At 41.3% G+C, this 23,555-nt stretch carries 14 protein-coding genes; 6 read left to right on the top strand and 8 right to left on the bottom strand.

Annotated elements, in window-relative coordinates; genetic code table 11:
• Positions 1-121: 121 nt before the first annotated feature.
• From A9267_RS19345 to A9267_RS19330, 4 genes are all read right to left on the bottom strand, one after another.
• Positions 122-3,154, bottom strand: coding sequence for an Lcl domain-containing protein (locus tag A9267_RS19345; protein ID WP_065110395.1), 3,033 nt, complete (start codon positions 3,152-3,154; stop codon positions 122-124).
• A gap of 72 nt (positions 3,155-3,226) precedes the next feature.
• Positions 3,227-4,618, bottom strand: coding sequence for a sensor histidine kinase (locus tag A9267_RS19340; RefSeq protein WP_065110394.1), 1,392 nt, complete (start codon positions 4,616-4,618; stop codon positions 3,227-3,229).
• Complete coding sequence (locus A9267_RS19335; RefSeq protein ID WP_055025567.1) at positions 4,615-5,295, bottom strand: response regulator transcription factor; 681 nt, start codon at positions 5,293-5,295, stop codon at positions 4,615-4,617. Before A9267_RS19335 ends, A9267_RS19340 begins: the two co-directional genes overlap by 4 nt.
• Before the next feature lie 282 nt (positions 5,296-5,577).
• Positions 5,578-6,288 carry a FadR/GntR family transcriptional regulator gene (locus tag A9267_RS19330; RefSeq protein WP_055025566.1) on the bottom strand — a complete coding sequence of 237 codons (711 nt, stop codon included), beginning with the start codon at positions 6,286-6,288 and terminating at the stop codon, positions 5,578-5,580.
• A gap of 684 nt (positions 6,289-6,972) precedes the next feature.
• Here A9267_RS19330 and A9267_RS19325 point away from each other — a divergent pair.
• The 3 genes from A9267_RS19325 (at position 6,973) to A9267_RS19315 (ending at position 10,363) form a co-directional block, all read left to right on the top strand.
• A complete protein-coding gene (locus A9267_RS19325; protein ID WP_055025565.1) occupies positions 6,973-8,634 on the top strand; it encodes an FAD-binding protein in 1,662 nt (553 codons plus the stop codon).
• A 78-nt stretch (positions 8,635-8,712) separates the two neighbouring features.
• Positions 8,713-9,063, top strand: a complete 351-nt coding sequence (locus tag A9267_RS19320) for a cytochrome c3 family protein (protein ID WP_055025564.1) — start codon at positions 8,713-8,715, stop codon at positions 9,061-9,063.
• A 52-nt stretch (positions 9,064-9,115) separates the two neighbouring features.
• Complete coding sequence (locus A9267_RS19315; protein WP_065110393.1) at positions 9,116-10,363, top strand: OprD family outer membrane porin; 1,248 nt, start codon at positions 9,116-9,118, stop codon at positions 10,361-10,363.
• A gap of 228 nt (positions 10,364-10,591) precedes the next feature.
• On the opposite strand, the gene A9267_RS19310 is transcribed toward A9267_RS19315, so the two are convergent.
• Entirely contained in the window at positions 10,592-11,881 is a 1,290-nt protein-coding gene (locus A9267_RS19310; protein ID WP_065110392.1) for a hypothetical protein, read from the bottom strand.
• A gap of 375 nt (positions 11,882-12,256) precedes the next feature.
• Between A9267_RS19310 and A9267_RS19305 the strand changes: the two genes are divergently transcribed.
• The 3 genes from A9267_RS19305 to A9267_RS19295 all read left to right on the top strand — a co-directional run bounded on the left by A9267_RS19305 (position 12,257) and on the right by A9267_RS19295 (position 17,200).
• On the top strand, positions 12,257-13,426 hold the full coding sequence (locus tag A9267_RS19305) for a BamA/TamA family outer membrane protein (RefSeq protein WP_082972465.1): 1,170 nt from the start codon (positions 12,257-12,259) through the stop codon (positions 13,424-13,426).
• A gap of 1,068 nt (positions 13,427-14,494) precedes the next feature.
• A complete protein-coding gene (locus A9267_RS19300) occupies positions 14,495-16,645 on the top strand; it encodes a bifunctional 2',3'-cyclic-nucleotide 2'-phosphodiesterase/3'-nucleotidase (RefSeq protein WP_065110391.1) in 2,151 nt (716 codons plus the stop codon).
• Positions 16,646-16,900: 255 nt separating this feature from the next.
• Positions 16,901-17,200, top strand: a complete 300-nt coding sequence (locus A9267_RS19295) for a DUF3144 domain-containing protein (protein ID WP_055025560.1) — start codon at positions 16,901-16,903, stop codon at positions 17,198-17,200.
• Between the two features lie 57 nt (positions 17,201-17,257).
• Here the strand turns inward: A9267_RS19295 and A9267_RS19290 are convergent, their stop codons facing one another.
• From A9267_RS19290 to A9267_RS19280, 3 genes are all read right to left on the bottom strand, one after another.
• Positions 17,258-20,404: a DUF3857 domain-containing protein gene (locus tag A9267_RS19290; protein ID WP_065110390.1), complete on the bottom strand. Its 3,147-nt coding sequence runs from the start codon at positions 20,402-20,404 to the stop codon at positions 17,258-17,260.
• Positions 20,405-20,797: 393 nt separating this feature from the next.
• Positions 20,798-21,931, bottom strand: a complete 1,134-nt coding sequence (locus A9267_RS19285) for a hypothetical protein (protein ID WP_156669210.1) — start codon at positions 21,929-21,931, stop codon at positions 20,798-20,800.
• A 158-nt stretch (positions 21,932-22,089) separates the two neighbouring features.
• Entirely contained in the window at positions 22,090-23,313 is a 1,224-nt protein-coding gene (locus A9267_RS19280) for a family 16 glycosylhydrolase (protein WP_065110388.1), read from the bottom strand.
• Positions 23,314-23,555: the final 242 nt, after the last annotated feature.

The raw sequence follows: 23,555 nt of genomic DNA, 5'->3' as shown, positions 1-23,555 counted from the left end.
TGTGCCAAGCAATACGCTAATCTATTTTTGTTTTTCGGTTAACAGGGTTTTTAAGTAAAAAAACCTTCAGACTTTTAATGTCTGAAGGTTTGATGTGTTGATTCATTGCACTTTATGCGGGTTAATGCAGAGTAGCGTTTTTATCTTCCCCTATTAATATCAAACTAGGGTTGTCAGCATAATCAGGGTGTTGCTGCCAATTACTGCTATCGATAATCCATGGTTGTAAACAGGCTCTATCGGTCACACAGGGATCGGTTAGTGCCTCCATAAATTCAACGACTTTATCGGATTGCTCAATATTGATATCGATTTCTGGTGCTGGCGAATGGGAAGTTGATTCATCAAAGCTTTGACGGAACAAGAAGCGTGTATTTTCAAATGCGTATGGGTTCATATTGTAGTAAACCTGCTCACAGCTTTCACCATACTTGTTCATTAAATCGACTACAGAGGTTAGCTGGCAATAATCGGCATTATTGAGCTCATTAAATTGTGAGTCGGCATTGAGTATTGAGCTAATGCCTAACAGGTCATTCATGGCGCCACCAGGGTTACCATAAACATCCATTACCTGCGATAGCGTAGATAAAGCACCGTTATGCATATACGGCCCAGTGACCGCAATGTTCAGTAATGGCGAGGTGCGAAAATGATAAGCATCGCCTATATCGCCTGTAATATTTTGGCGTCCAAAATCGCTGTCGATGACAAACTGATTGCTGTCACCATTACCCGGGCCGACTTGGCCTAGACCGATGGCGTGGAATTTACCGTCAGTAAACGCATCTCCAGTATGACATTGGCTACAAGCGGCGCCACCTTCGTCACCTGCTGTCATGAACAATACCGCACCGACTTTTTGATTAAAGCTGAGACTATCGATGTTGTTATTGGCTTCACCACGCAGCGCTGCGACATACTCTTTCCATGGGTTGTTCGCAAAGACCATTGACTCTTCAAAGGCGGCCAGAGCTTCAGCAATACGATCAAATGTCACCGTGTTATTGCCATAGGCGGCTAGGAATAGTGCTTCCCATTCTGCATGACCTTCAAAGCGAGCTGCTAACATTGAGCGATATGCTTGATGACTGTCACCTAAGGGCTCGTCGCCACGCATTTCGTTATGAGTAATAGTGGGGAAACGAGATTGTGCATTGGCCAATGATGCACCTAACGGGATGTTACTATCTGCGCTGCTGAAGTTAGCGGAGTCAGGGGTGATGATGCCAGCATCAGTACCACGGGCATTCGGTGTACCGCTGATGCTTTCGATACGGCCATCCCAAAACAGCCCTCGATCTAACAGACCTAGATTAAACACGGTTGGCGCATTGCGACCTATCACAGGGTAACCCGCAAGTTCATCACTATCACTGCCGTTAAAGTATCGACCTGAACCGAGTAAGTTAGGCGCAAAGTCATGAAATACATCAACGGCATCATATCCCACAGGCCATGATAAATTGTCACCACCACCGAGCGCTGGATGATGACAAGAGGCGCAGGCGGTATCGTATTCACCGCTTAATCGTTTTGAATAAAACAGCGCTTTACCTAACTGGGCTTTAGCATCATTAATATCAGGTAAATTTCGACCTGTTGTAGGATCACCCGTTAATCCTTGCTCATTAATAAGCACTTGAGCATGCACATCTACTGGCGCAACATCACCTTCGACAGTACCTAAACCGTCATCAAAGGTTATCGCCTCGCCATCTTGAATATCAATAGCTGCCAGTTGCGAGTCTGACGTTCCAGCCCGCACTACTCTGACTAACATGTTATCACTTCGCCCTTTAAACCAATTTAACCCTGTTTTGAAATTGATAAACCATGAGTCTTGTGAGAACTCGATCATAGGCGACGAGCTCCAGGTGTAATCATTGGTGGTTGAAGGGAAAATGGTGAGGTTAATGGCAGGGGAGACAGTGCTAAAATCTATCAGTGAAAATAGCTCTTTATTATTAGGTAAACGCCAATCGCTGTAGCCTGCCAGTTGAGTATTCTGTGCGTATTCAAGTGCTAGGCCCCAGTCCATCGCTTCTGCTGAGCCATTATCGCAGTTAAGCCCATTAAGGCCAGCAACACATTGTGCCCACATTAGGCCAGTGGCTAAATCGGTAACGGTACCGTCATCATGTACGGTGTAACGTTCATCTGGGGTTTGCTGCGCACTATTGGTGGTGGAGATAGGGTCAATCACTCGCACTAAGCGCAATGCTGCTGGCTGGTAACGCTGAATATTTTTGTTATTACCGAATACGAATTGAAACGCCCATGCATAAAACGCTTGATGTTCGCCGTAATAAGGCACCGAGCTCCAGTAAAACTCGCTAACCGTATTGGGAAAATATTGTCCGTCAATTTTAGACGCAAGATTGCCATTGCTATTGGTAAAGGTGGAACCGAAATGGGCAATTGACATTAACTGATGATTACTCGGTACTCGCCAGTCACTGTAGCCACAAAGGTTAGCTTCATTGGTGCCAATGATTAAGCTGTTCCAATCATCATAGTAATCCCCATTGCGTTCGGGGTGCTCTCTTTCGAGCGCAGTTAATCCTCCCCAGCGGTAGGTTTTATTGGCATCGTGAATGCCGCCATCCTGAGTTTTGACCTCCCACATTAAGCCTGTGCGATTATCCCTAACACATGCCCAAGGCGCGGTTTGATAGTCACCACTGCCGTTATATTCAGTGCCATCTGCATTGATACGGGTAAAATCAAAACCGCTTTGACTCGTACTAGCACTTCTGCCTTGATTACAATCTTGAGCGAGCGTTGTGTTATCACTTGCTGTGAGTGTCGTACTGCAGTCAATACCATTTCGGTTGTAGTCTGCGCCAAAGGTAATGCCGGTATCGTTAAGGGCTGCCGTACCGAGATTGAAACTCACTGGTGGGGTTTCACCGTCTTCGCCGCTACCGTCATCATCTTCACCGGTGCCTGAGTCGCCGTCGTCTCCATTATCATTATCATCACTATCATCATCGCCGCCAGAACCTCCGCCAGAGTCGATGGGGGGTTCGCCAATGTCTGTTTCGTCTTGATGGCTATCCGTGCTATCGCCGCCGCAGCCCAATAACATGAGACTGAGTAACATTGAGCAAAGTATACGCAGCGTGTGGTTTGTTTTTAGTTTAATTATCACTGTGCTTCCCTTATGAGTTGTTCATACAGGGGTAGCATAATTAACCAAAGATGAGCAGAAGATGAGCGAGTGTTATTTTCCGTAGTTAAGTGACATGTGTAATTGCGCTTCATAAAGCTTGGCGTGCAACTCAAGCGATAGCGCTTGGGCAGCACTATGGGCAATAGATAGGCCTAATCCGACATGCTGGTTATCCGTTCTTGCTTTGTCTTTTCGCCAGAGGCGATCAAACATGGTTGTTAAGTCATCTTGATTGAGATGAGGTGCATGGTTGCTGACTCGAATGACTGATTGTTGGCTTACACTGTCAATGATGACGTCACTATTGACTGGGGCATAGGCGACGGCGTTGCTGATTAAATTTGAAATAATAACGCGCAGTAGGCGAGGATCACTCACTATGTATTGATCTTGAGTGACTAATTGACTGATGGTGATATTTCGCTGCTGTATTTGAGCGGTTTGTAATGATAAACACTCTTCAATGAGCGTGGTTATATTGACTTGTTCCAGTAATGTTTCAGCGCTTGAGTTTTCGATTCGTGCTAACGACAGCAAGCTATCAATGGTTTGCTGTAATTGAGCCGATGATTCAGCAATATACTGAAAATCTTCAGATGAGGACTGCTCTGGCCATTTCAAAGCAACCTCGCTGGTGGTTCGCATTGCGGCCAATGGGGTGCGTAGCTCGTGGGCTAAGTCATTATTAAATTGACGCTCTCTGGCAAAGCTTTGTTCTAACCTTGCGAGCAGTTGATTGAGCCTGTCGACTAATGGGCTGATCTCAGAAGGGACATTGGTTGCAATTAATCGGTTATGCAACGAGCCAGCTTCGACTTTTGCAACCTGTTCAGACAAGTTCTGTATTGGCGTTAATGCTTTACGAATAGCAAACACCAACATGACTGATAATAAGGTGCAAAAAAATAACCCGCCAGCAATCAATTGCAGTGCATATGTGGACAACTGTTGATTTATCTCTTCTCGATTTATGGCCACTGATATGTTTGCTGCAGGTTTTCTTGGGCCACCTTGAACGGCAAATGAATAAACACGAATAGCATCGCCGTTACTTAACTGACTGTTATATTCGACATCATTTGAGTGAACGGTTTGTTGTAAACTGCTGGGGGCAGGCAGGTGATTATCACCAAGACTGATGGACTTACGCAGTGTTTGACCTTGTTTGTCCCAAGATTGTAGATAGTAATTGCTATTTTCATTGTCGAGTTTTGACATGATATTAGCGCTAAAATCTTGATTTAACGCCGCAGGTGGAGTGAACCGGTTAGGCGGTCTTTTAAGCGTGAGTTTTATGATGCGAGTAAATTCATTCAACTCATTAGTGAGGCTGGCATTCAATCGACGCTGCTCAGAAAGGTACAGAGCAGATATCGCTAATATGGCGATGATCACAAAGCAGGGAACTAGCCAAAATAGTAACTTGGCGCGAATGCTGGTCATGGTTTTTCTGCACTGATCATGTAGCCCATTCCTCGACGAGTGTGGATAAGCGGGGCGCTGTTGCTTGATACACTAATTGCTTTTCGTAAGGCGCAGACAGCGGTATCGACCACATTGCTGCTAGGTGAGACTTGTTCGTCATAGATATGTTGTTCTATTTGAGTTCGAGAAATAACCTTATTGGTGTTCAGCATCAAATATTCCAATAAAGCAAATAACTGCGATGGTAATGATATCGATTGTTGTGCTCGCATGACGGTTTTCGCTGAGCGGTCCAATTCCAAATCGGCGACAACAAGTTTTGGCGAGCGGTTTTGGTATTTACGCCTTGCTAGGGCCTCGACACGTGCGATGAGCTCTTCAATGGCAAAGGATTTGACTAAGTAATCATCGGCGCCCAAGCGCAAACCTGCAACACGATCTTCAATGGCGTCTTTAGCGGTAAGGAATAAAACCGGAGATTCATTATTGGCTTCGCGTAACTGCTTTAATACGTCTCGGCCATCTAAACTTGGCAGCATAATATCGAGAATAATGACATCATAATCGTGCTCAAGCGCCATCCATAAACCTTCTTGGCCATCACCTGTGGCATCAACGGCAAAACCCGATGCTTTAAGCGCTTTGATCACAGGTCGACGTAAGGCTTCTGAGTCCTCGACCAATAATAATTTCATATTACATTCTCTTATTGATGATAGTGACATTAATGAAGTCAATCACTTAGGTCTTTACCGTTACCACAATGTTCGAGCAGGGGTGATTATAATCAATATACTAAAGGTAACATGAGCAGAAGGTGAACACGGAATAATCTTACTTAAATTACTCTATATCCTTAGCCTATTTAGGTTGTGAGAGCCCTCACTGTTGTTGAAGAAGGGATTTGCTCGGCAACCTTACCATCACTGCAGTGTTAGGTGATGTGTAAGGTTTGTTGAAGTGAGTGCTAACTGAAATTATTTATTTCTGAAATTAGTTTCAACTTGATCAAGTCTAAAGGTGAAATCTAATAAATGTTTATGCATTTCTGCTTTTGCTAATTCTTCATCATTTGCGATGACAGCTTTAACAATAGGATCATGTAAACCAGCAGGGTGCATTTCATCATGGTCTGGTTCGAACTCTTGTGCGGTATTACTGATCACTTTGAGTAAGGATTTCACAATAGCCGCTAAGAAGCGGTTGTTGGACATGTCAGCTAGCAGGTAGTGCACATTTTGGCGTAATTTGACTGTTTCTTCATAACTAAGTATTTGGGTTTCATTAGCACAGGCTTCAAGCAGTTTTTCAGCCATTTCAGGGGTACAATTTTTGGCCGCTAAACCCGCCACCATTGGCTCAATCATTTGTCTGGCATTACACACTTCTGAAAAAGACATTTGATCCATCAGAAAAAGTTCTTGGCACACATTGATTAAACGCTCGAAGGTGATGCTTTTAACAAATGCGCCGCCCATAGCGCCTTGTTTGATTTCAACAAGCCCGCTTGCTTCTAATCCTCTGATAGCTTCACGAACAACGGTGCGACTGACTTGAAAAGATTCTACAAGCTCTCGTTCAGAGGGTAACTTGTCACCAGCGATATATTTTCCTTGAAATATGGCATCTTTAAGCTGATTACTTATTTCATTTGACGCTTTAAGTTGTTTGACTGGCTTAAAATCCATCACACATTTTTCCTGAAGTTTACTATGGCAATTATCATAGCATGGGCGATAGGCCATCGCCTCAGGATATCGTGTTGGTTTTGGGGTAAATTGGCAAAAAAACTGATCTGCTTGGTGTTTTTAAGTCTATGTTTCTTCTATAAACATGGGAGAACTTTTGGCTTTTTTTTCTTCTTGCTTTGTTACGAAAAGGATAATTTCGGATACTTGACCAGGTTGCTAGAAGCGAATTTTTTGCTCCATTTTAGTTAAGGATAATGCGATATAAAAATACACCTTTTATTTTTAAGCCTTTGATAAATAGTAAGTATGACCCTGTTTTTAATAGGTAAAACACTTGTTGTAATGCTCCTTTCTCACTGCCCCATCATCTTGCCTAATACGTAAATTAGCCTTTTACAACCTTGTTACTTAATGGATCACAAAATAACTTTTTTTTGAGATCGACCGCATAAATGTCACCTTAGATCCTTTTGGTTAAATGTTATATGTCATACATTAGCCCTAAAGGGGTAGGACATAGCAAATTTCGTTTCTATCAAAGTGCGGCTTACTCCTTTTCTGACGCAAACACACTAACCCTACTTTGATAAGTAAGTAGCCTTTGCTGTTTTGACAGAGTTCATTGTTGCTGTTGGCAGCGTGGAGCTTCTCATTTACGGCGAATGCAAATGGAGTTTTAAAATGAGTAAAGACAACGTTATCGATCAGTACACTGCGAATGTGCTTCAAAATGGTATTTCTCGTCGTAGTTTTATGACACGTGCAGTACAAGGTACTGGCGCCGTGGCTTTTGCTGGATTAGGGGGGATGGCAAGTGCAACTGCTGCAGAGTCAGGAGCTGAAGCAGCTCATGCGTCTGTCGGTGGTGCGACACTAGATTTCATGCCGAAACCAAAACCAATCGCTGATAAAGACATTGCTTCGACGCAAACATTTGACGTGGTAGTAGTGGGTGCTGGTGCTGCGGGCGTTCCTGCTGCACTTTCTGCTGCTGAAAACGGTGCCAAAGTTGCTGTATTGCAAAAGCAAGCCATTGTGGTTTCACAAGGTAATACCGGTTCAGGTTTAGACTTAAAAAACTGTGACAAAGCAGGCGTTGAAGCCATGGTGTCACGTTTAATGAGCGACAGTGCTCACCGTTGTCATCCTGAGCTTGTCCGAGAGTGGGCATACAACTCTGGTGAAGCCATTTCTTGGGTGATTGACCGTGCTAAAAAAGGTGGCGCGTCAGTGGTTGACCAAGGTACTGGTCCTCAACATGGTATTCATGGCGTCACCGAGCATAAGCTTAACTTTGTGACGTCATATTTCGGACCTAAGCCTTATACCGCTGGTGACGGTATGCGTGACTTGGCTAAAACAGCAGAAAAAGCGGGTGTGAAATTCTTCTTCAATACGCCAGCGCAACAACTTATTCAAGATGCATCAGGCAAAGTGATTGGTGTTATCGCAAAAAGCCGTGATGGTAAATACCACAAATACATGGCCAAAAAAGGCGTCATTTTATCGTCTGGTGATTACCAAAATAATGAAGCGATGTGTAATTTCTTCATCCCTGATTTGAAGAACTTCGAACGTAAGCAAATGGAACGTACAGGTGACGGTTTCAGCATGGCTTATTGGGCGGGTGGTGTCATTGAACCTGTTGGCCACACTAAGATGTTGCATGATTTCGATGCAGGCCCTGCTTCTATGTGTGATATGCCATTCCTTGCTGTTAATCGCAAAGGTAATCGTTTCGTTAACGAAACCGTTGCGATGTCATTAATGAATAACTATCTCCGTGACGAAGAAAATGCAGGTCATTACAGCCAAATCTTCGACTCAAATTACATGACAGAAGCAGCAGACTGGCCAGGCAAGCTTTACTCTCCTGAGCAGTTGAAAAAGTACATGCCTGAAGATCCAACACCTAAAACGGGTGTTTATGCTTCGCAAACCAACACTTATGTGGCTAACACAATCGAAGAGTTAGCTGAGAAATTAGAGTGTGACCCTAAGACTTTAGCTGCGAATGTGAAGCGTTATAACGAGCTTTGCGCAAAAGGCATGGATGATGATTTTGGTAAGCCTTCAAGCAAAATGCTGCCAGTTGTAAAAGCGCCTTTCTACGGTATTCATCGTCGTATGCGTATCTCTACTATTTGTTCTGGCATGTTGGTGAATAAAAACCATCAAGCTTTGGATGCCGATGGTAAGCCGATTGGCGGCCTATTTGTTATCGGTAATCTTGGCGGCGGATTCTATGGCGGCGTTGATTACCCACTAACGGTATTCGGTCTATCGCTAGGGCGTTGTTACACCTTCGGTTACTTAGCAGGTAAGCACGTCGCTAACTTATAAGTTGCAAAGAATATCTGATATGGAGGCCTGAGCATCAGGCATCCATTCCAAATGACTTGATGGAAATGGAATAAAACAATGAACAAATTTATCTTACAAAATATCTTGCTTGCAATGGCATTGACTGTGTTTGCTAATGGCGCAATCGCTGCTGATAAGTCGTTAGGTAACACCCATAAAGCTGCTGGTGTTGAATGTAGCGATTGTCATGAAACTAAGCCTCCTCAAGCGGTGCCAATGTTTAAGTGTTTAGAGTGTCATGACACTAAAGAATTGGCTGAAACGACTAAAAATGTCATGCCAACAAACCCACATGAAAACCGTCACTTTAGCACTGAGACTGACTGTACTTACTGCCACAATCAGCATAAAGCATCTGAAAACTACTGTGGTAGTTGTCATCTTCGATTTGATTTTGTTGTGCCTTAGCCAATGAGCGAGTCCAGCAATTAACTAATTTTTGATTTACAAGGATGACAAAATGAAAACAAAACTACTCCCTTTAGTGGTGGCCTGCATGACCGCAAGCCCAGCGTTCGCTGCCGATCCCATCTCAAACTTGTTTGATGACGGTAGCTTTAAAGGTCAATTTCAATTATTCGATTTTCAACGTGATTTTGATGGCGAGACGACTGATCGTCGTGATACATCGTTAGGCGGATTATTTTACTTACGTTCAGGCGAGGCAAATGGTGTGAGCTTCGGCGGTTCTTTTGCTTCAGCTAACCCCATTTGGGATGCGAACAGTGAAGGTATTTATGGCCTTGTTGGTGGTGGAGCACCAGGTAGTATCGCTGAACGTGAATCGGTTAATCGTTTACAAGAGTACTTTGTGTCGGGTAATTGGTTTGACACTAAAATTACCGTCGGTGCACAAGAACTGCGTACACCTATGATGAATCCGTTCCCATTGCGTGCGATTCCATTCACCTACCGTGGTGCGAGTGTTAAAAATACCTCTATCGATAACTTAGCCATTTCGGCTTTGTATATCACTGACTACATGGGATGGACTGAAGAGTCTTTTGTAAGTGTGTCAGAGGGGATTCAAGGAGAGTTAGCACGTAGCGGTATTATTGTTGATGTTGATGACAATCCTATGTTGGCATTAGGCGCAAATTACGCTTTACCAATCGATGCTATTAAGGCTAAAACGAGTGTTTGGTACTACTCAATGCAAGATGTGTACGACCAATATCACATCAAGTTTGATTTGAGCGGTGAGTTAGGGGCGACTAATTGGTACTTCAAACCGTCGTATTTGAAGCAAGATTCAATTGGTAATTTAGATAACACCGCAGCGCAGTTTGACACTTATCAAGCAGGTTTCCACCTCGGTATGAAGTGGAATGGCTTTGATGCAACAGTGAAATACGTCACTACTGGTGACGGGAATATCATTGCGCCATTTGGTGATGAAAAAGTAATCATTCAGCAAGTTGTTCAATCGAGTCGAGCGAATGAAGATGCCTATGGTGCACAGTTAGCTTATCGATTTGCCCCTAGCTCTGCCTTGAATGGGGTGAGTGCTTATTTGAATTATGCAAATTATCAAGTTGATGGTGATTCAAGCCAAGATATCGACGAAACCGATTTGTCAGTCCGTTATGACTTAACTGAATACGTGGAAGGCTTAAGTGTTCGAGCTCGCCATGCCATTGTTAATTACGCGACAGGCGACGACCTAACGGATACTCGATTCTACATTTATTACAAATTCGAGGTGTAATTAGCGCTTTTTTTCATATTTCATCATTTACCTTTTTTGCCCATCTCTCTTTGATTGATGGGCTTTTTTTTGTCAGTAATTAGCTTGCATCAAGTGAGAAAAAAGCTGCAAAGATGAAGTAAAAGTGAAGAAATCAAAGAAAGGCCAGAGCGCGCAACATGATAAAAATATGCCCGTTTATCGAGTGATAATCGGGCATATTGTCTTCTTTAATAACGCAATAAGCGATTAGAAATAGTAGCCAAAGTTAATGTTAAAGCGCTTGTTAGTATCACCATTACCCACCATAGTGCCACCGATGAAAGGTTGGTTTTCGGCGACAACATAATCGAAGTAAGTGTATAGACCGCCTGCTGACACTGCCATGCCAGTGACATTCATAAAGGTGTCTTCAAGTGATGCCGATTTACCTGTGACCAATGAATAATCGTTATAAAAAGTTAAGTTAGATACTGGGCCAAAATCAACCGGCAAGCTGTATGCGACATTTGCGATGTAAGTGGTCGCTTCGGCTGGGATGGAGTCATAGAAGTGATAAGCAGCAACCACTATACGGTCAACGTCCATACCATCGACATTGTACTCATAATCAGTGACCTGTAATTTCACGTTCCAGCGATCATAATCAAGAATACCGTGAATCGCTGCCGCAAAATTGTCACCATCAGTGCCGTTAGCAATTTCTAATTGGCCAGCTTGTACTGAGCCGCCTAATTCAACGCCCAGTTTGTCAAAAGTAAAATTGTGGGCGTAACGCAGATTAAAGGTGTTGACTTCACCGGCTTCATAACCTGCTGTTGGTGCATCATAAGCATCCTCGCCGTCTAAGCGAATTCCCACGACATCGTAGGCATAGCGGTCAGTACGATCTGACACAAACCCATCAATGCCACCTTGTTCATCATTCTTATAAAAGGCGACATCAAAACGGTTTACGTCGCTTTTGTATGTGTAATTTAGGCCCATATCATGGTCATCTTCTAGACCAAGATAAAAGTTAGAACTGAAAAAGTAGTTATTCGATGCGTAGGTGAGCATGCCGAACGGCACCTGAGTGACCCCGATTTTACCTTGTTGATGTTCGTCAAAGTTATAGCCAATCCAGGCATGTTGCACCACATTCATGTACTCAAACCAACGGTATTGTGCTGAGTAGATTAAGTCGCCGTAGCTGCCCGAAACGTCGATTCTAAATAGGTCGAAGTCAAAATCACCACCACGATCGGCATTAGCATCATTAAAATCTTCATAGGAATAGTTCACTCGGACAGCGCCACCAAAGTTGACCTTGGCTTCGGTTTTCTCAACCGTTTCCACAGCTTCGACGACTTCAACTTCATTGATGACGACAACATCCTGTTGTACGGTTTGCTGCGTTTTATTGGCAGCCTCTTGTTGTGCTTCTAGCTGTTCAATTCGTTCTTTTAACGCTTGTAGCTCTTCTTCAATCGAGCTTGCATTGGCAGTCGTGGATAACGCTAAAGCAATGCAGGTAGCGGCAAGTGAATAACGAGTCATCATTTTTCCTATGGGATAAAGTGAAGGAGTGTTTAGTATATGTTATTAACGTTACCTTGCTGTTGATGAAATGCGTAAAGTGTGAGGTGGCAGGGTAAAAGGCCTGAATATTAACGCTTAATTGCTAATATAAGGTCTGCTTATGTTTTTATTATCGTTTTTATCTTAATTTTACAGCAGTGTTAGCCGTATCAGTTTGGGGCTGATGAACGCAATGCTGCCTGCATTGGTATGATGCGATCCTTCATCAGCGATTCGTTGACCTTTTATGTTTCCTTCAAAATAGACCTTAATTCTTGTTGGCGCCTCTTTGACAACGGAATATTCAGAAGCGCGTTCCAGTTGTATTTATTGCATTGTTAAATAGGCATTTCCATGTTCAAAAATCTTTCACTATTTGCCATGTTGGTGGCTTCATCACATGCAATGGCAGAGTCATCATACTTTTTTGATGAGCAAGATGGTCAGCTCGATTTAGGGCATCATTTGGCGGAAAATGCTTACGGTTTTTTACCCGTCCCAGTGATTATTACTGAACCCGCAGTGGGCTTTGGTGGCGGATTAGTGGGACTGTTCTTACATGAAACAGAAGAAGAAAAAGCATTAAGGAAACAAAAGGCACTTGAGTCTGTAGACGGTGGAGCGCAACTTATTCCTGCTGCTATGACTCTAGTGGGCGCAGGTGGTACAGAAAATGGTACTTGGTTTGCGCTGGCTGGTCATCGTCACTCTTGGCTTAATGATCGGATCCGCTACACAGGCGGTGCTGGTGCAGCCAAAGCGAATTTAAACATTTATACCGATTTGGGTGGGATATTGCCTCCGAATCAAAGTATTAAGTTTGATACATCGACAGAGGCTTTTTTTGCACTGCAAAAATTACAATTTAGAGTTGCAGATACGCCATTAATGCTTGGCGTTAAACAGATATGGTCAGAGTCGAGCGTATCATCGTCAAATCAAATTATTGATTGGTTACTGCAAAAAGCATTAGGTGATAAGCATACGACATCTGGCTTAGGGCTCGTGGCAGAGTTTGATACCCGTGACAATATGTTCTTTCCTAAAAACGGCTATATTTTGTCGGCTGAATATATGGCTTTTGATGAAGCTTTTGGATCGGATAGTCATTATGCGACCTTGAATGCCAGTGCTGAAGCTTACTTTCCTATCGCTGATAAGTGGACATTTGCGGTGGCGGGCAGCTATGACGAAATTTATGAGAAAGACACTGAATTATCGCCCACAGCTAAACCATATGTTGATATGCGAGGCGTATCGGCGTTTCGCTATCAAGGGGAGCAGGTAGGAACATTACAGGCGCAATTGATGTATCACATTGATCACCGCTGGACCGTCTCAAGTTTTTACGGCTATGGCGTCACGCAAAATGAATCATTCAAAGATGGTCTTGAAAGCGTTAATGCATACGGTGTTGGCTTTCGCTACCAAATCGCACGCCGCTATGGTATTCACATGGGGATAGATATTGCAGCCAGTGATGAAGAAAATGCGCTTTATTTTAAGGTGGGATCCGGTTTTTAACTGATTAATAGATAATTAATCCTCTAGTCGGTTAAATATGCGAGCTGCCATAATGATATATTAAATAATTAATATGTATGTCTTGTTGTTGTAATATTTATTTGCAATTTGGTTGGCGTTAAAATTATATTTATCGGTTATACTTTGCTATTGTATTTTGTCTCTTTAGTTGAGTGTGATTTATTTATTGCTGATATTACTACTTAGTTTTATATGAACTTAAGTGCTGAGTTAATAATAGAGAGCAAACAATACACCCTACCAATAAGTTTTGTGGTTAACTTGTTACGCTTGTTTTGTAACTGTTTAATTATTGCGTCAGCATTTGAGCTTGTTTGTTTGCGGATTGATTGCTGTTATTCAAAGATAAATTTTGTTTTTGTAGTGTTTAGCTGTATTTATTGTTGGTTTTTTAACCAGTATTATTTATGTTTCTATCAGGATTGTAATTTTTAGATCATATTTTGTTTTGACTTTAATCTTGGGTTGTTTTGTTTGCGCGCTTTTATTTTTTAAGTGTTTTATGCTGGTTTCGTTGTTATTTGTGATGTTTTGTATTTTTACCCTTGCGGCTCGTTTTACTCTAAGTGGTTGAATGGTAATATATAGATTTTAATTATAATTTTATTGTTCAGACTGACGGATTATTGGTGAGCTATATTATTGTTAATCGGCAGTGATTAATATTTTTATCCAGTTTGATAAGCCATTGGGGTCTTTGTGCGCGATGTATGAGTTCTTTCATCTAAAAACGCATTTGTTTTTCAACTTTAATACCCATGTCATAAACCTTCCGTGCTGATTATCTTGTTTTTCCATTCAAACTGTAATTTTATTATTTAATTTACTTTCTGTTTTTCTATTGTGGTGTATTCCGAGTTGTTAATTTGTTTCGGTGTATCATTTATTCTTCACTTTACTTAGATATTAATTTTATTTAATTTGTCGCCGTCTTTAATGACCGTGACTAATAAATACTTTGCGGCTTATGTTCAGTTAATGTGATTAATAGAAACATGGCGGTAATGGTTCAAATGAAAGAAATACTTTAATTCCTTTGGAGTGAACATGAAATTTAATGCTAAGAAACTGCTTCTTGTCTCAAGTGTTGCAGCTGCACTAGCGGGTTGTAATTCATCTGATAACGATAAACCAGAAACCCCGCCTGAAAATACGATCGTTTCAATGGATATCCGTCTTATGGAGACAACAGATATCCATACTAACGTTATGCCATATAACTACTTTGAAAGTGCTGAACACAATGAAGCTAACCTACCAGAGTGGGGCTTAGCACGTACTTCTTTAGTGATTGCAGAAACTCGTAAAGAAGTCGCTAATAGCATGTTGTTTGACAATGGTGACTTGATTCAAGGTAGTCCAATGGGCGACTACATGGCAGCACTTGGCGCAGAGCACTTAAAAGGTGAGAAGCACCCAGTTTACAAAGCGATGAATCATTTAGAATATGATGCTGCTAACTTAGGTAACCATGAATTCAACTATGGTCTAGAGTACTTAGATGAAGCACTTAAAGGTTCAGAATTCCCTTACGTTGGTGCAAACGTGTGGAAAGCTGATGATTCACTAGAAAAAGTGAGCGCAGCTGCTGATGAATGTGAAGTTCGCATTACTGAAGATTTCTACGAAACTGCTGAGCACATGTATGACCCATATGTGATTTTAGATCGTGAATTTACTGCTGCAGATGGTGAGACATACACGGTAAAAGTGGGTGTGATTGGTTTTACTCCACCAGACATCATGGGTTGGGATGCTGCTCACTTAGTGTGTAACGTTGTGGTTTCAGACATCAAGAAAACGGCTGAACATTACGTACCAATCATGAAAGCTGAAGGCGCAGACGTGATTGTTGCTATTCCGCATTCAGGCTTAAACAATAACGATGACGAATTTGCTGAAAATGCATCACTGCATTTAGGTTACGTTGAAGGCATTGATGCCATCATGTTTGGCCACGATCACCGTGACTTCCCTAACTCGACTGGCGAGTATGGCGACATTCCAAATGTTGATGCAGAGAAAGGGTTAATCAACGGTATTCCAGCAGTGATGCCTGGTTACTGGGGTGCTAAGTTAGGTGTGATTGATTTACGACTTTTCTCTAAAGATAAAGGTGAAACTTGGGCGGTTGACCATAGTTTCTCGACTGCAGAACTTCGCTCATTAGTTGAAGGCTCTGACGGTGCAATCGAAGATTTAGTTGAAACTGAACACGAAGGCACAGTGGAATACATGGCTGACTCAATTGCTGATATCGACGTCAACATGAACAGCTTCTTCCCGCAAGTGGTACCTGATTTATCTATTCAAGTCGTTAATGAAGCGCAACTTCACCAGTTAAATAAATGGAAAGCAGAAGGCGAGTTCGCTGATGCTTCAGAAGATGCGATTTTCTTATCTGTATCTGCGCCATTCAAGTCTGGTCGTAATGGCGGTACTGATTACACCAACATTCAAGAAGGTGAGTTAACTAACGCATCTGTTGCTGATATCTATGTATTTGATAACAACACGCCAGCAGTATTGAAAATGACTGGTACCGACATGAAGCGTTGGATTGAGTGGGTTAACTCAAATGCATACCGCAGCTTACCGTTATCAGCGGGTGAAACTTTCTTAGTAGAAGAGTTCCCAGGTTATAACTTCGATGCGTTCTACGGTGGCTTTAATGCTGATGGCGAAGGGCTACTTAAGTACACTGTGAATGTTGAAAACGAATCAAGATTCACTGACATCAATGGTCACCAGTACACTGAAACTGAAAATGAGCAGCTAACGAGCCTGACTTACAATGGTGTTGAAATTGCTGACAATGCTGAAATCTATGTGATTACCAACAACTACCGTGCGTCTAACTCAAGTATGCCTGGTGTTGATAACGCTGTGATGGTTAAAGAAGAGTTCGCATTTAACAACCGTGAATTAGTTCAGTTCTACTTAGCAGATCGTTTAGAGATGCAAGAAGGCACAACACTTGAATTCCCGAATGCTAAAGTGTTCCAACTTGAAGCGCCAAACACAACTAGCGTTTCATTTGCTTCGGCTAAGCTTGACGAAGGCTTACGCTGTGCAACAAATGAAATCACAGGCTTGTCTACTGAAGGTGAAGATGGCACTAAAGAAGGCACTGAAGGCTTCACTATCTACAACTTCAACTTTGACTACAGCGGCGAGTTCAACTGTAAAGCTAAGTAAGATGCTTGATAGATAGACCACATATTTTAAGTAAAATGTCGCCCTACTTAATACTTGTAATCAAGTCATAAGTAGGGCTTTTTTATGCCTGTTTGATCGTGCGGATTGACTAAGCTGACACGGCTCACAGATATGACATATCAGTCACCTAGAATGTGAACAATCTTACGGTTTATCGCCTTAAAAGCACGTACGTTAATAGGTATTACTATTCAGCCATGTCCGTTTGGCTGCTTTTATTTCAAGGGTCTTATAATGTTTGAAACAAATCCAGATAAAGCGTTTTTCGAGCGTGCTAATCAATTCATTAATGTTGCTAACGAGAATAATCAAGATCCTCAGGTGAAAACGGGAGAGATCAGTGCTTCTTTCATGTACTCACTTGCTCGTTATAACGCTTGGTTTGCATCGACAAGCTTTGATAATGCAGAGCAAATGAAGCAGAAAAAAGCAGAAATGGTTGCATACTATGTTGAAGAATATCGCAAGCTGCTAGAAGGTAATATGGAAGATTACATCACTAACTTTGACGAGTACCGTAAAACTCAAAAGTAAGCTTCAAAATGTATAACAGCATAAAAAAGCCACTTCTCAGTGGCTTTTTATGTATCTCTATAAAACGGACTCAGCTTTTATTTTGGTGTGTTCGGCAACTGAATCAGTTTTTTTAGGCGTTTTACTTGCATTCCATTGTTGCAATAACTTGTCTACAAAAACTTTATCTTGGGCTGAAGAAGCAGTGACAAGTAAGAAAAATTCATCTTTATTCTCTAAGAAAATGTTTATTTGTGTTTCTTCAGTTTCTGAGCCGCTATATTCAACAGTTATGTTTTCAACTGAGGTAAATGCTGCAGAAATTTTGTGTAATTCATCATTTTCTGTCCAGTACGAAAATACGTTGTCTTGAGTGAAGCCATTGCCAGCTTCTTGCAGGCTAAAAAAGGATTCACTGTAAAAATAAATTGGGCTGGATCCTGCTTGAATCATCTCATTATCTTGCATAAAACTAATATCATGTTGCCAGAGGTTTTTACCGTTGATAACGTCGTTTTTAGCAATTAAATTGACCTCTTGAGCTAGTATCAAGGCGAGCAATGGAATCGCGCAAATCATGAATACCCAATTTCGAATATAGAGTGTTGAATTTGCAATGTACGCTTCAGAGTCACGTCCGTTTACTTTGTTTGCATATAGAACTAAGGGTAAAAATAGCGCAATAGGGATAATGTAACTTACAACACTTACACTTATATTGTTATTTACTATGTTGTAGCAGATTAAAGCAATGAAACTTAACCCTGCAGCCCAAGTGGGTATCAGCCAATTACGCTTGTTTCGTTGTTCGCTGTCTACTTCCATCCACATAAATAAAGCATAGAACCATAAGGGATTGAAAAACGCTCTTGCAATAGGCCAAATATCAGATCGATGTGTTGCTTTAATGAATTGCCAGTTTTTGTAGCTCCAATATGGTAGGTATAAAGAAAAAGAAAAAAGACCTAACAGAATGAATTTTTTGAATGAAATTGGATAAAAAGTAGCAGTGGTTTGATGTTTCGTTTCATCTAATAGGCTGACGATAGTAAAAAGCACACCAATACCGAAACAAATTATCGCTACAATCCAATATGTTAACCCTCCAAGCTCGTCAATGAATACTTGTAGAGTTGAAGGTTCATTAATAACTGTAGGAGTTGATGGGTTATCAAAGTCAACAATCCCATACGAGTCAATGCCAGTAACATTAGCTAAAGCATTGGAATACTCTTGAATATCTGAGGGTTTAACGTGATCAACTTTTGATTGATAAGAATAGTTTAGTGTGAGTAAGTTGCTTTCTTTATCAAAAGTTAGCTTGAAAATGGTACTAAAAAAACGGTTATCTTCTTTGATGAGTTCTGGATCAAAATCCCAATTTTGAGGACGAAGTTTGGCAGTAATAACGCCTTGTATTGTTAGAGGGTGGGCTAAAGCTATTTCACGTACACCAAAGCCTTCAGGCATACTAAGGTAAGGAGCGATCTGGCTTTCGTAAAAATAGATTTTATATCCTTCATCATCGTCCTGAGTCCAAGCAGAGGTTAAACGATAGTTCTCCTCAATGGAGAGATTGCCTTGTTGAGGGTTAAAGTCAACTTTTAAAGGTTCAGCAATTTCAATGCCATTGAAGATTGAATTGTAGTAACTTGCATAGGTTTCAGATAATTCTGTAACACTATTATTTTCAATCCTAGCACGGAGTTGACGTGCTTTTTGACCCGTTAAAGTAACAACAGAATTAAAAGTAGAATTACCTTTCACCCCCTCACTTAAGTCGTAGTGCTCTTTAAAGTCAATTTTGCTACCACTATTGCTATTAGCTAGTGATTCTAATGCTTTGTTGCCATCTTTTATTACTAATCCAAATCCATAATCTGGCTGATAAAGTTCGTCGAGATTGACGTCTTGATAAAGTAACGTTGGGTCAAGCCAATAAGTTTTTTCATCTAACTCAGCTTTGACAATCGCATGGTTAAAAGTTTGTGGTGAAGGTAAATATTTATTTAATATTTTACCATTTTCAGAATTTACTAGTGTTGCTGAAGCTGTAATATTGAGTTTTCTTAACAGCGCTAAAAGTAAGACTGTTTTATCTTTGCAATCTCCGTATCTTTTTAGCAAGGTCTCGCTCGCTTTTGCAGGGAAATGGCTATTACTACCCATCTCTAATCCCATATAACGGATATCCTGCTGTACAAAATTGAGTGCCAAAACTAGCTGTTCTTTAGGGACACTAGACTGCTTTTTAATTTGCTGCACTTGGCGAGTAATTAAATCACTGTCATCAACTTGTTTCTCAAATAATGGTAGTGCCCAGTTAATAACTGATGCCCAGCTTGGCAAACTACTGACTTCTACGTATTCGTAAGGGCTGTACCAGATTGCAGCATCTGAGCTAATACTGAGTGGGGCGTTATCTTGAAGTAACAATTGATAGTCAGTTTCTTTCCCTAGTTTAGTGGTTTTGAACTGACGTTCGCTATTATGAAATTTGACATTGAGTGGTGTAGACCTTCCCCATATAACTCGAAGGAATTGCTTGTGTATAGGCACGCTCCATTGCAGCGAACGATTATAGGAAAAGTGATTGTTATAGACTGGATTAGCACCTTCGCGCGTATAACTATACTCTATAGTATCTCCTACCCGGACGTCGTTTATTAACCAAAATGCGGTTAAGGTTCCATCATAGATTAAGTCGGTTGCTGAATCTCTTTTATCTAATGAAAATTGGCTCTCAAGGTTTTTATTAATGCGCTCGCCATCTCGATGGAGTGTTATGCCATGAAAAGCAATTTTTTCATAAGTTGGATCAAAGTCGATAGAGATTTGAGATACATACTCTAGCCCTTTAGCTGTAACAGCTTTGGTGACATACCGGCTAAATTTTAACGTATCGCTATCTGAAACCTTGATCTGATTGTCGAGAATGACGTGATATACCCCATCGGATAATTCTGTTGAATCTGGTTCAGGAGGGGAGTCATTATCAATGGTTTGAACCCATTTAGGTTGAGTTGTAAGCACAACTCCTTTTTCAGCAAAACTATTTTTGTACCAAGTTTTATCTAAATTATGCCGTGTTAAATTTGCCTTTATTTCTTGTTCTTGGGCATTAATAGAGAAAGTTGGAAGAGTAATGGTCGTAATAACAAAAATAAAAGCAAACAGTTTCTGAATTAAGAGTACTAATATAAATTGTGTCGAACACCAAGACATTAAGCTAATCCTTTTGCTTATAAAATAGAGTGCTAAGCGATATTTAAATCAATGAGAAATTTAGAATTATTGTGGGCGCTTCATTTTTTGAAGCAAGATGATGTTAATACAGTTTGGTGTAATTGTTAAATAGAAATAAGGTCTTTAGCCATTCTTTAAATTTTAAAGTGACATCAACAATAATGAAAACAGCTTACATTCTTTAGCTTAAGTGAAATGACACTGGAGTAGATAGTTATAACTTTGACGAGTACCGTAAAACTCAAAAGTAGTGATTAACGCCATTTGTAGTTTAGTCATTAACCACACTCAATGTTATTGAGCGTGGTTTTTTATCGCCGGTTATAACCTAAATGTATTTGCTACTGTGCTTTGCCTGTCACTCAGTCCTTGTCAGCGAGTTGGTTGATGGTTTGATCGTTCAATAGCCTGATTAACCTGTGCAATAAGTTGCTGTTTTTCAAGTTCAGTTAGCTTCATTGTCGTTCGCACACGTTGGCTTGCATAACTCGGATCGATTCGATACCAGTGGGTTAACACCCTAAGCAGTAAAGTTGACTTTAATGGGTGATTGACCATATTTGTGGCAAGTTCAAAACTGACTTCAGGCTGTTGGCTCACACCAAAGTAGTCAATATAACTGCGGATAGCCTCATTTTTTAATCCACCGTCCAAGGTATTAATCCATTCAATAGCATTGTCTGCATCAGAAATGGGCCAATGTGTCAGTAAGCTATAAACCAACTTGGTTTGCAGCACTTCTGGATATTGATGAATGGCGTCTATGCTCGCTTGGTGCTGTTGTTTACTCAGCTGATTGGCAATCGATATCATGGCATTTTGGCTAACGGTTTCAGATATTTGGTTGTTATCGGAGAGGTATTGCATTACCTCAAGGGGAGCCTGTTGTGACCAAGCATTGAGTAATGACTGAGTTGCCTGTTGTTTTGATAAGTCGTCATGGATGTTATCAACCCAAAGTAGTGCAGCTTCAACATCTTTATGGGTAAGGTGATTAATATAATGAGCAATAATACTTGGCATCACATCAAAAGCGGGCAAGCTGAGGATCATTTCGCCTGCGCCTAGCTCATCTTCTTGCATATAACGCTGCAACACCGGAGAGTAGTATTCACCGAGTTCGTTGGTAATTGGTTGCTGTTGCAGCCAGTGTAAAACGGCGTGAATGTCGTGATTACTCCACTGTTGCAGTAGATTTTTGATAATCGGTGCACGTTGTTCAAATGAGGCAATTTGGTTTGCTTGCTCAAGCCTAGCAATAAAATTGCTCGTATGTTGGTTTTTGCTGGCTTGTTCACTTGCTCGTTCAGCTTGTGCCAATAAGCGGTTATTAGCAGTCGCTACAGGTTTATAGGATTGTAATACGCCTGTTTTTGGCTCATCTAGTCGCAGTTCATGGAAGCCTTTTAGCAGCTGCTGTTGTAGTAAAAGGCGACCGAACAAGCTCAGAGCAGTGGCCATTAGAGCCAAGATGATGATGTTGTGAGTGGTTATGTTTATCGTCACTTTGTCACCTTTTTTAGTTATTACCATAAAAACCTTCATCGTCATTGAAGGGGGCGCCAATTAACAAGCTTATTGACTGCATACATAGACTGATCGAGTTTATGTAACAATAAGCTTGTAACGGTTTGGATAGGTGAGTTTAATACAATATTAGTCGGTTAATTAACCGTAATATTGACCGTATCTACCTTACCCTTATTTTTGGTTTTTACTGTAATGACAGCATTACCCCGTTTACGCGCGGTAACAACGCCATTTGAGTTAACCACGGCAACAGTGGCATTACTTGATGAATATGTGACTTTTTTATTGGTGGCGCATTGCGGCAATACCGTAGTGTTCAGGCTAACAGTTTGGTTTTTAGCAAGCACCTTAGAAGCAGGTGTGACTGTCACCCCAGTTACCGGAACCCAAGTAGTAGGGCAGTCATTGCCATTACCAGGATCGGTCGGATCGGTTGGGTCAGTAGGATCGGTTGGCCCAGTGCCACCGTTGGTTTTAAACCATGTTCTAACGTAGTCAACTTCCATTGAGGTTGGGTAACCGGCAGATGGTCGTTGATCTGATGGATAGAACTGGTTACATCTAAATTCAGTTAATGGGGCACGTAATCCCTGTGACAGCGTTAAGTTCATCTGACGATGCCAATATTTATTTTCCTTAGTGGCGATTTCTTTACCATCGACATACCAAGTGATGCTGTCTTTAGTGACGTTTACACCATAGGTATGAAAGTCGTTGCGAGGATCATAAGGCAGAATTATTTGATTGTGATTAAATGGCACTTTTAACGGGCGTTGCCAAGTCGGCTCACCATTAATGACTACAATGTTGTGTAGGTCATGATCTGATTTTCTAACTTCATTTTTTTGCGTTAATTCAACCACATCAATTTCGCTGTATTGCACATCGCCGTCTTCAGTCAGGGTGCGGTCAATGGTACTGTACATCCAAAATGCAGGTGATACACCAGGGTAAGTACTTGCGCCTTTAATTCTTGCTTCGTAATAACCGTAATTACCCGTTGCACGTGATTTAGCTATGCCTGAGGTGTAGTACAAAGGGTAGTTTGGCACTTGTTTTTTATTACAACCATCCCAGAAAGTACGGGTGTGATTTTCACGTCGAGTGGTTAGAGTCAGCTTGCCGCCAGAAACAACAGCATTACTGTCGCGCCAAGACCAAACACCAAAGTTTTCAGGCTGAAAGTTCCATTTTGCAGAGTCTTTATTATTAAATTCATCAGAACGTTTGGCTTGTAATACCCAAGTTTCACCGGGTTTCGCAATAGGCGGAGCACTAGGTGCAGCAGCAAAGGCTTGTAATGAAAACACACTAAGCAAACTACAACTTAGTGCTGTTAACTTTCTAATTTTATTCATAAATAGTCCATTTATTTACTAGGGTAATATAAGCCTTAATTTTTCGGGAATTAAGTGCTTATTTTTATAGGAGAAATACACAGCATCAGGCTGTTTTCTCATCTGTATCAATTGAGGCTGGGCTAACTGACAGCAGTGCAAATAAATGGGCCCATCATGTTGGTGACCTATGTTTACAAACAGATATGCAAGCAAATTGATATAATTAGTGTAAACGTATGATGTATGTGATCGCAATAGGG

Source organism: Shewanella sp. UCD-FRSSP16_17 (assembly GCF_001675935.1).
In the GTDB taxonomy this organism is placed as follows: domain Bacteria; phylum Pseudomonadota; class Gammaproteobacteria; order Enterobacterales; family Shewanellaceae; genus Shewanella; species Shewanella japonica.
Note: the sequence above shows the minus strand (reverse complement) of the source record. Positions and strands in the feature narration are given on the sequence as shown.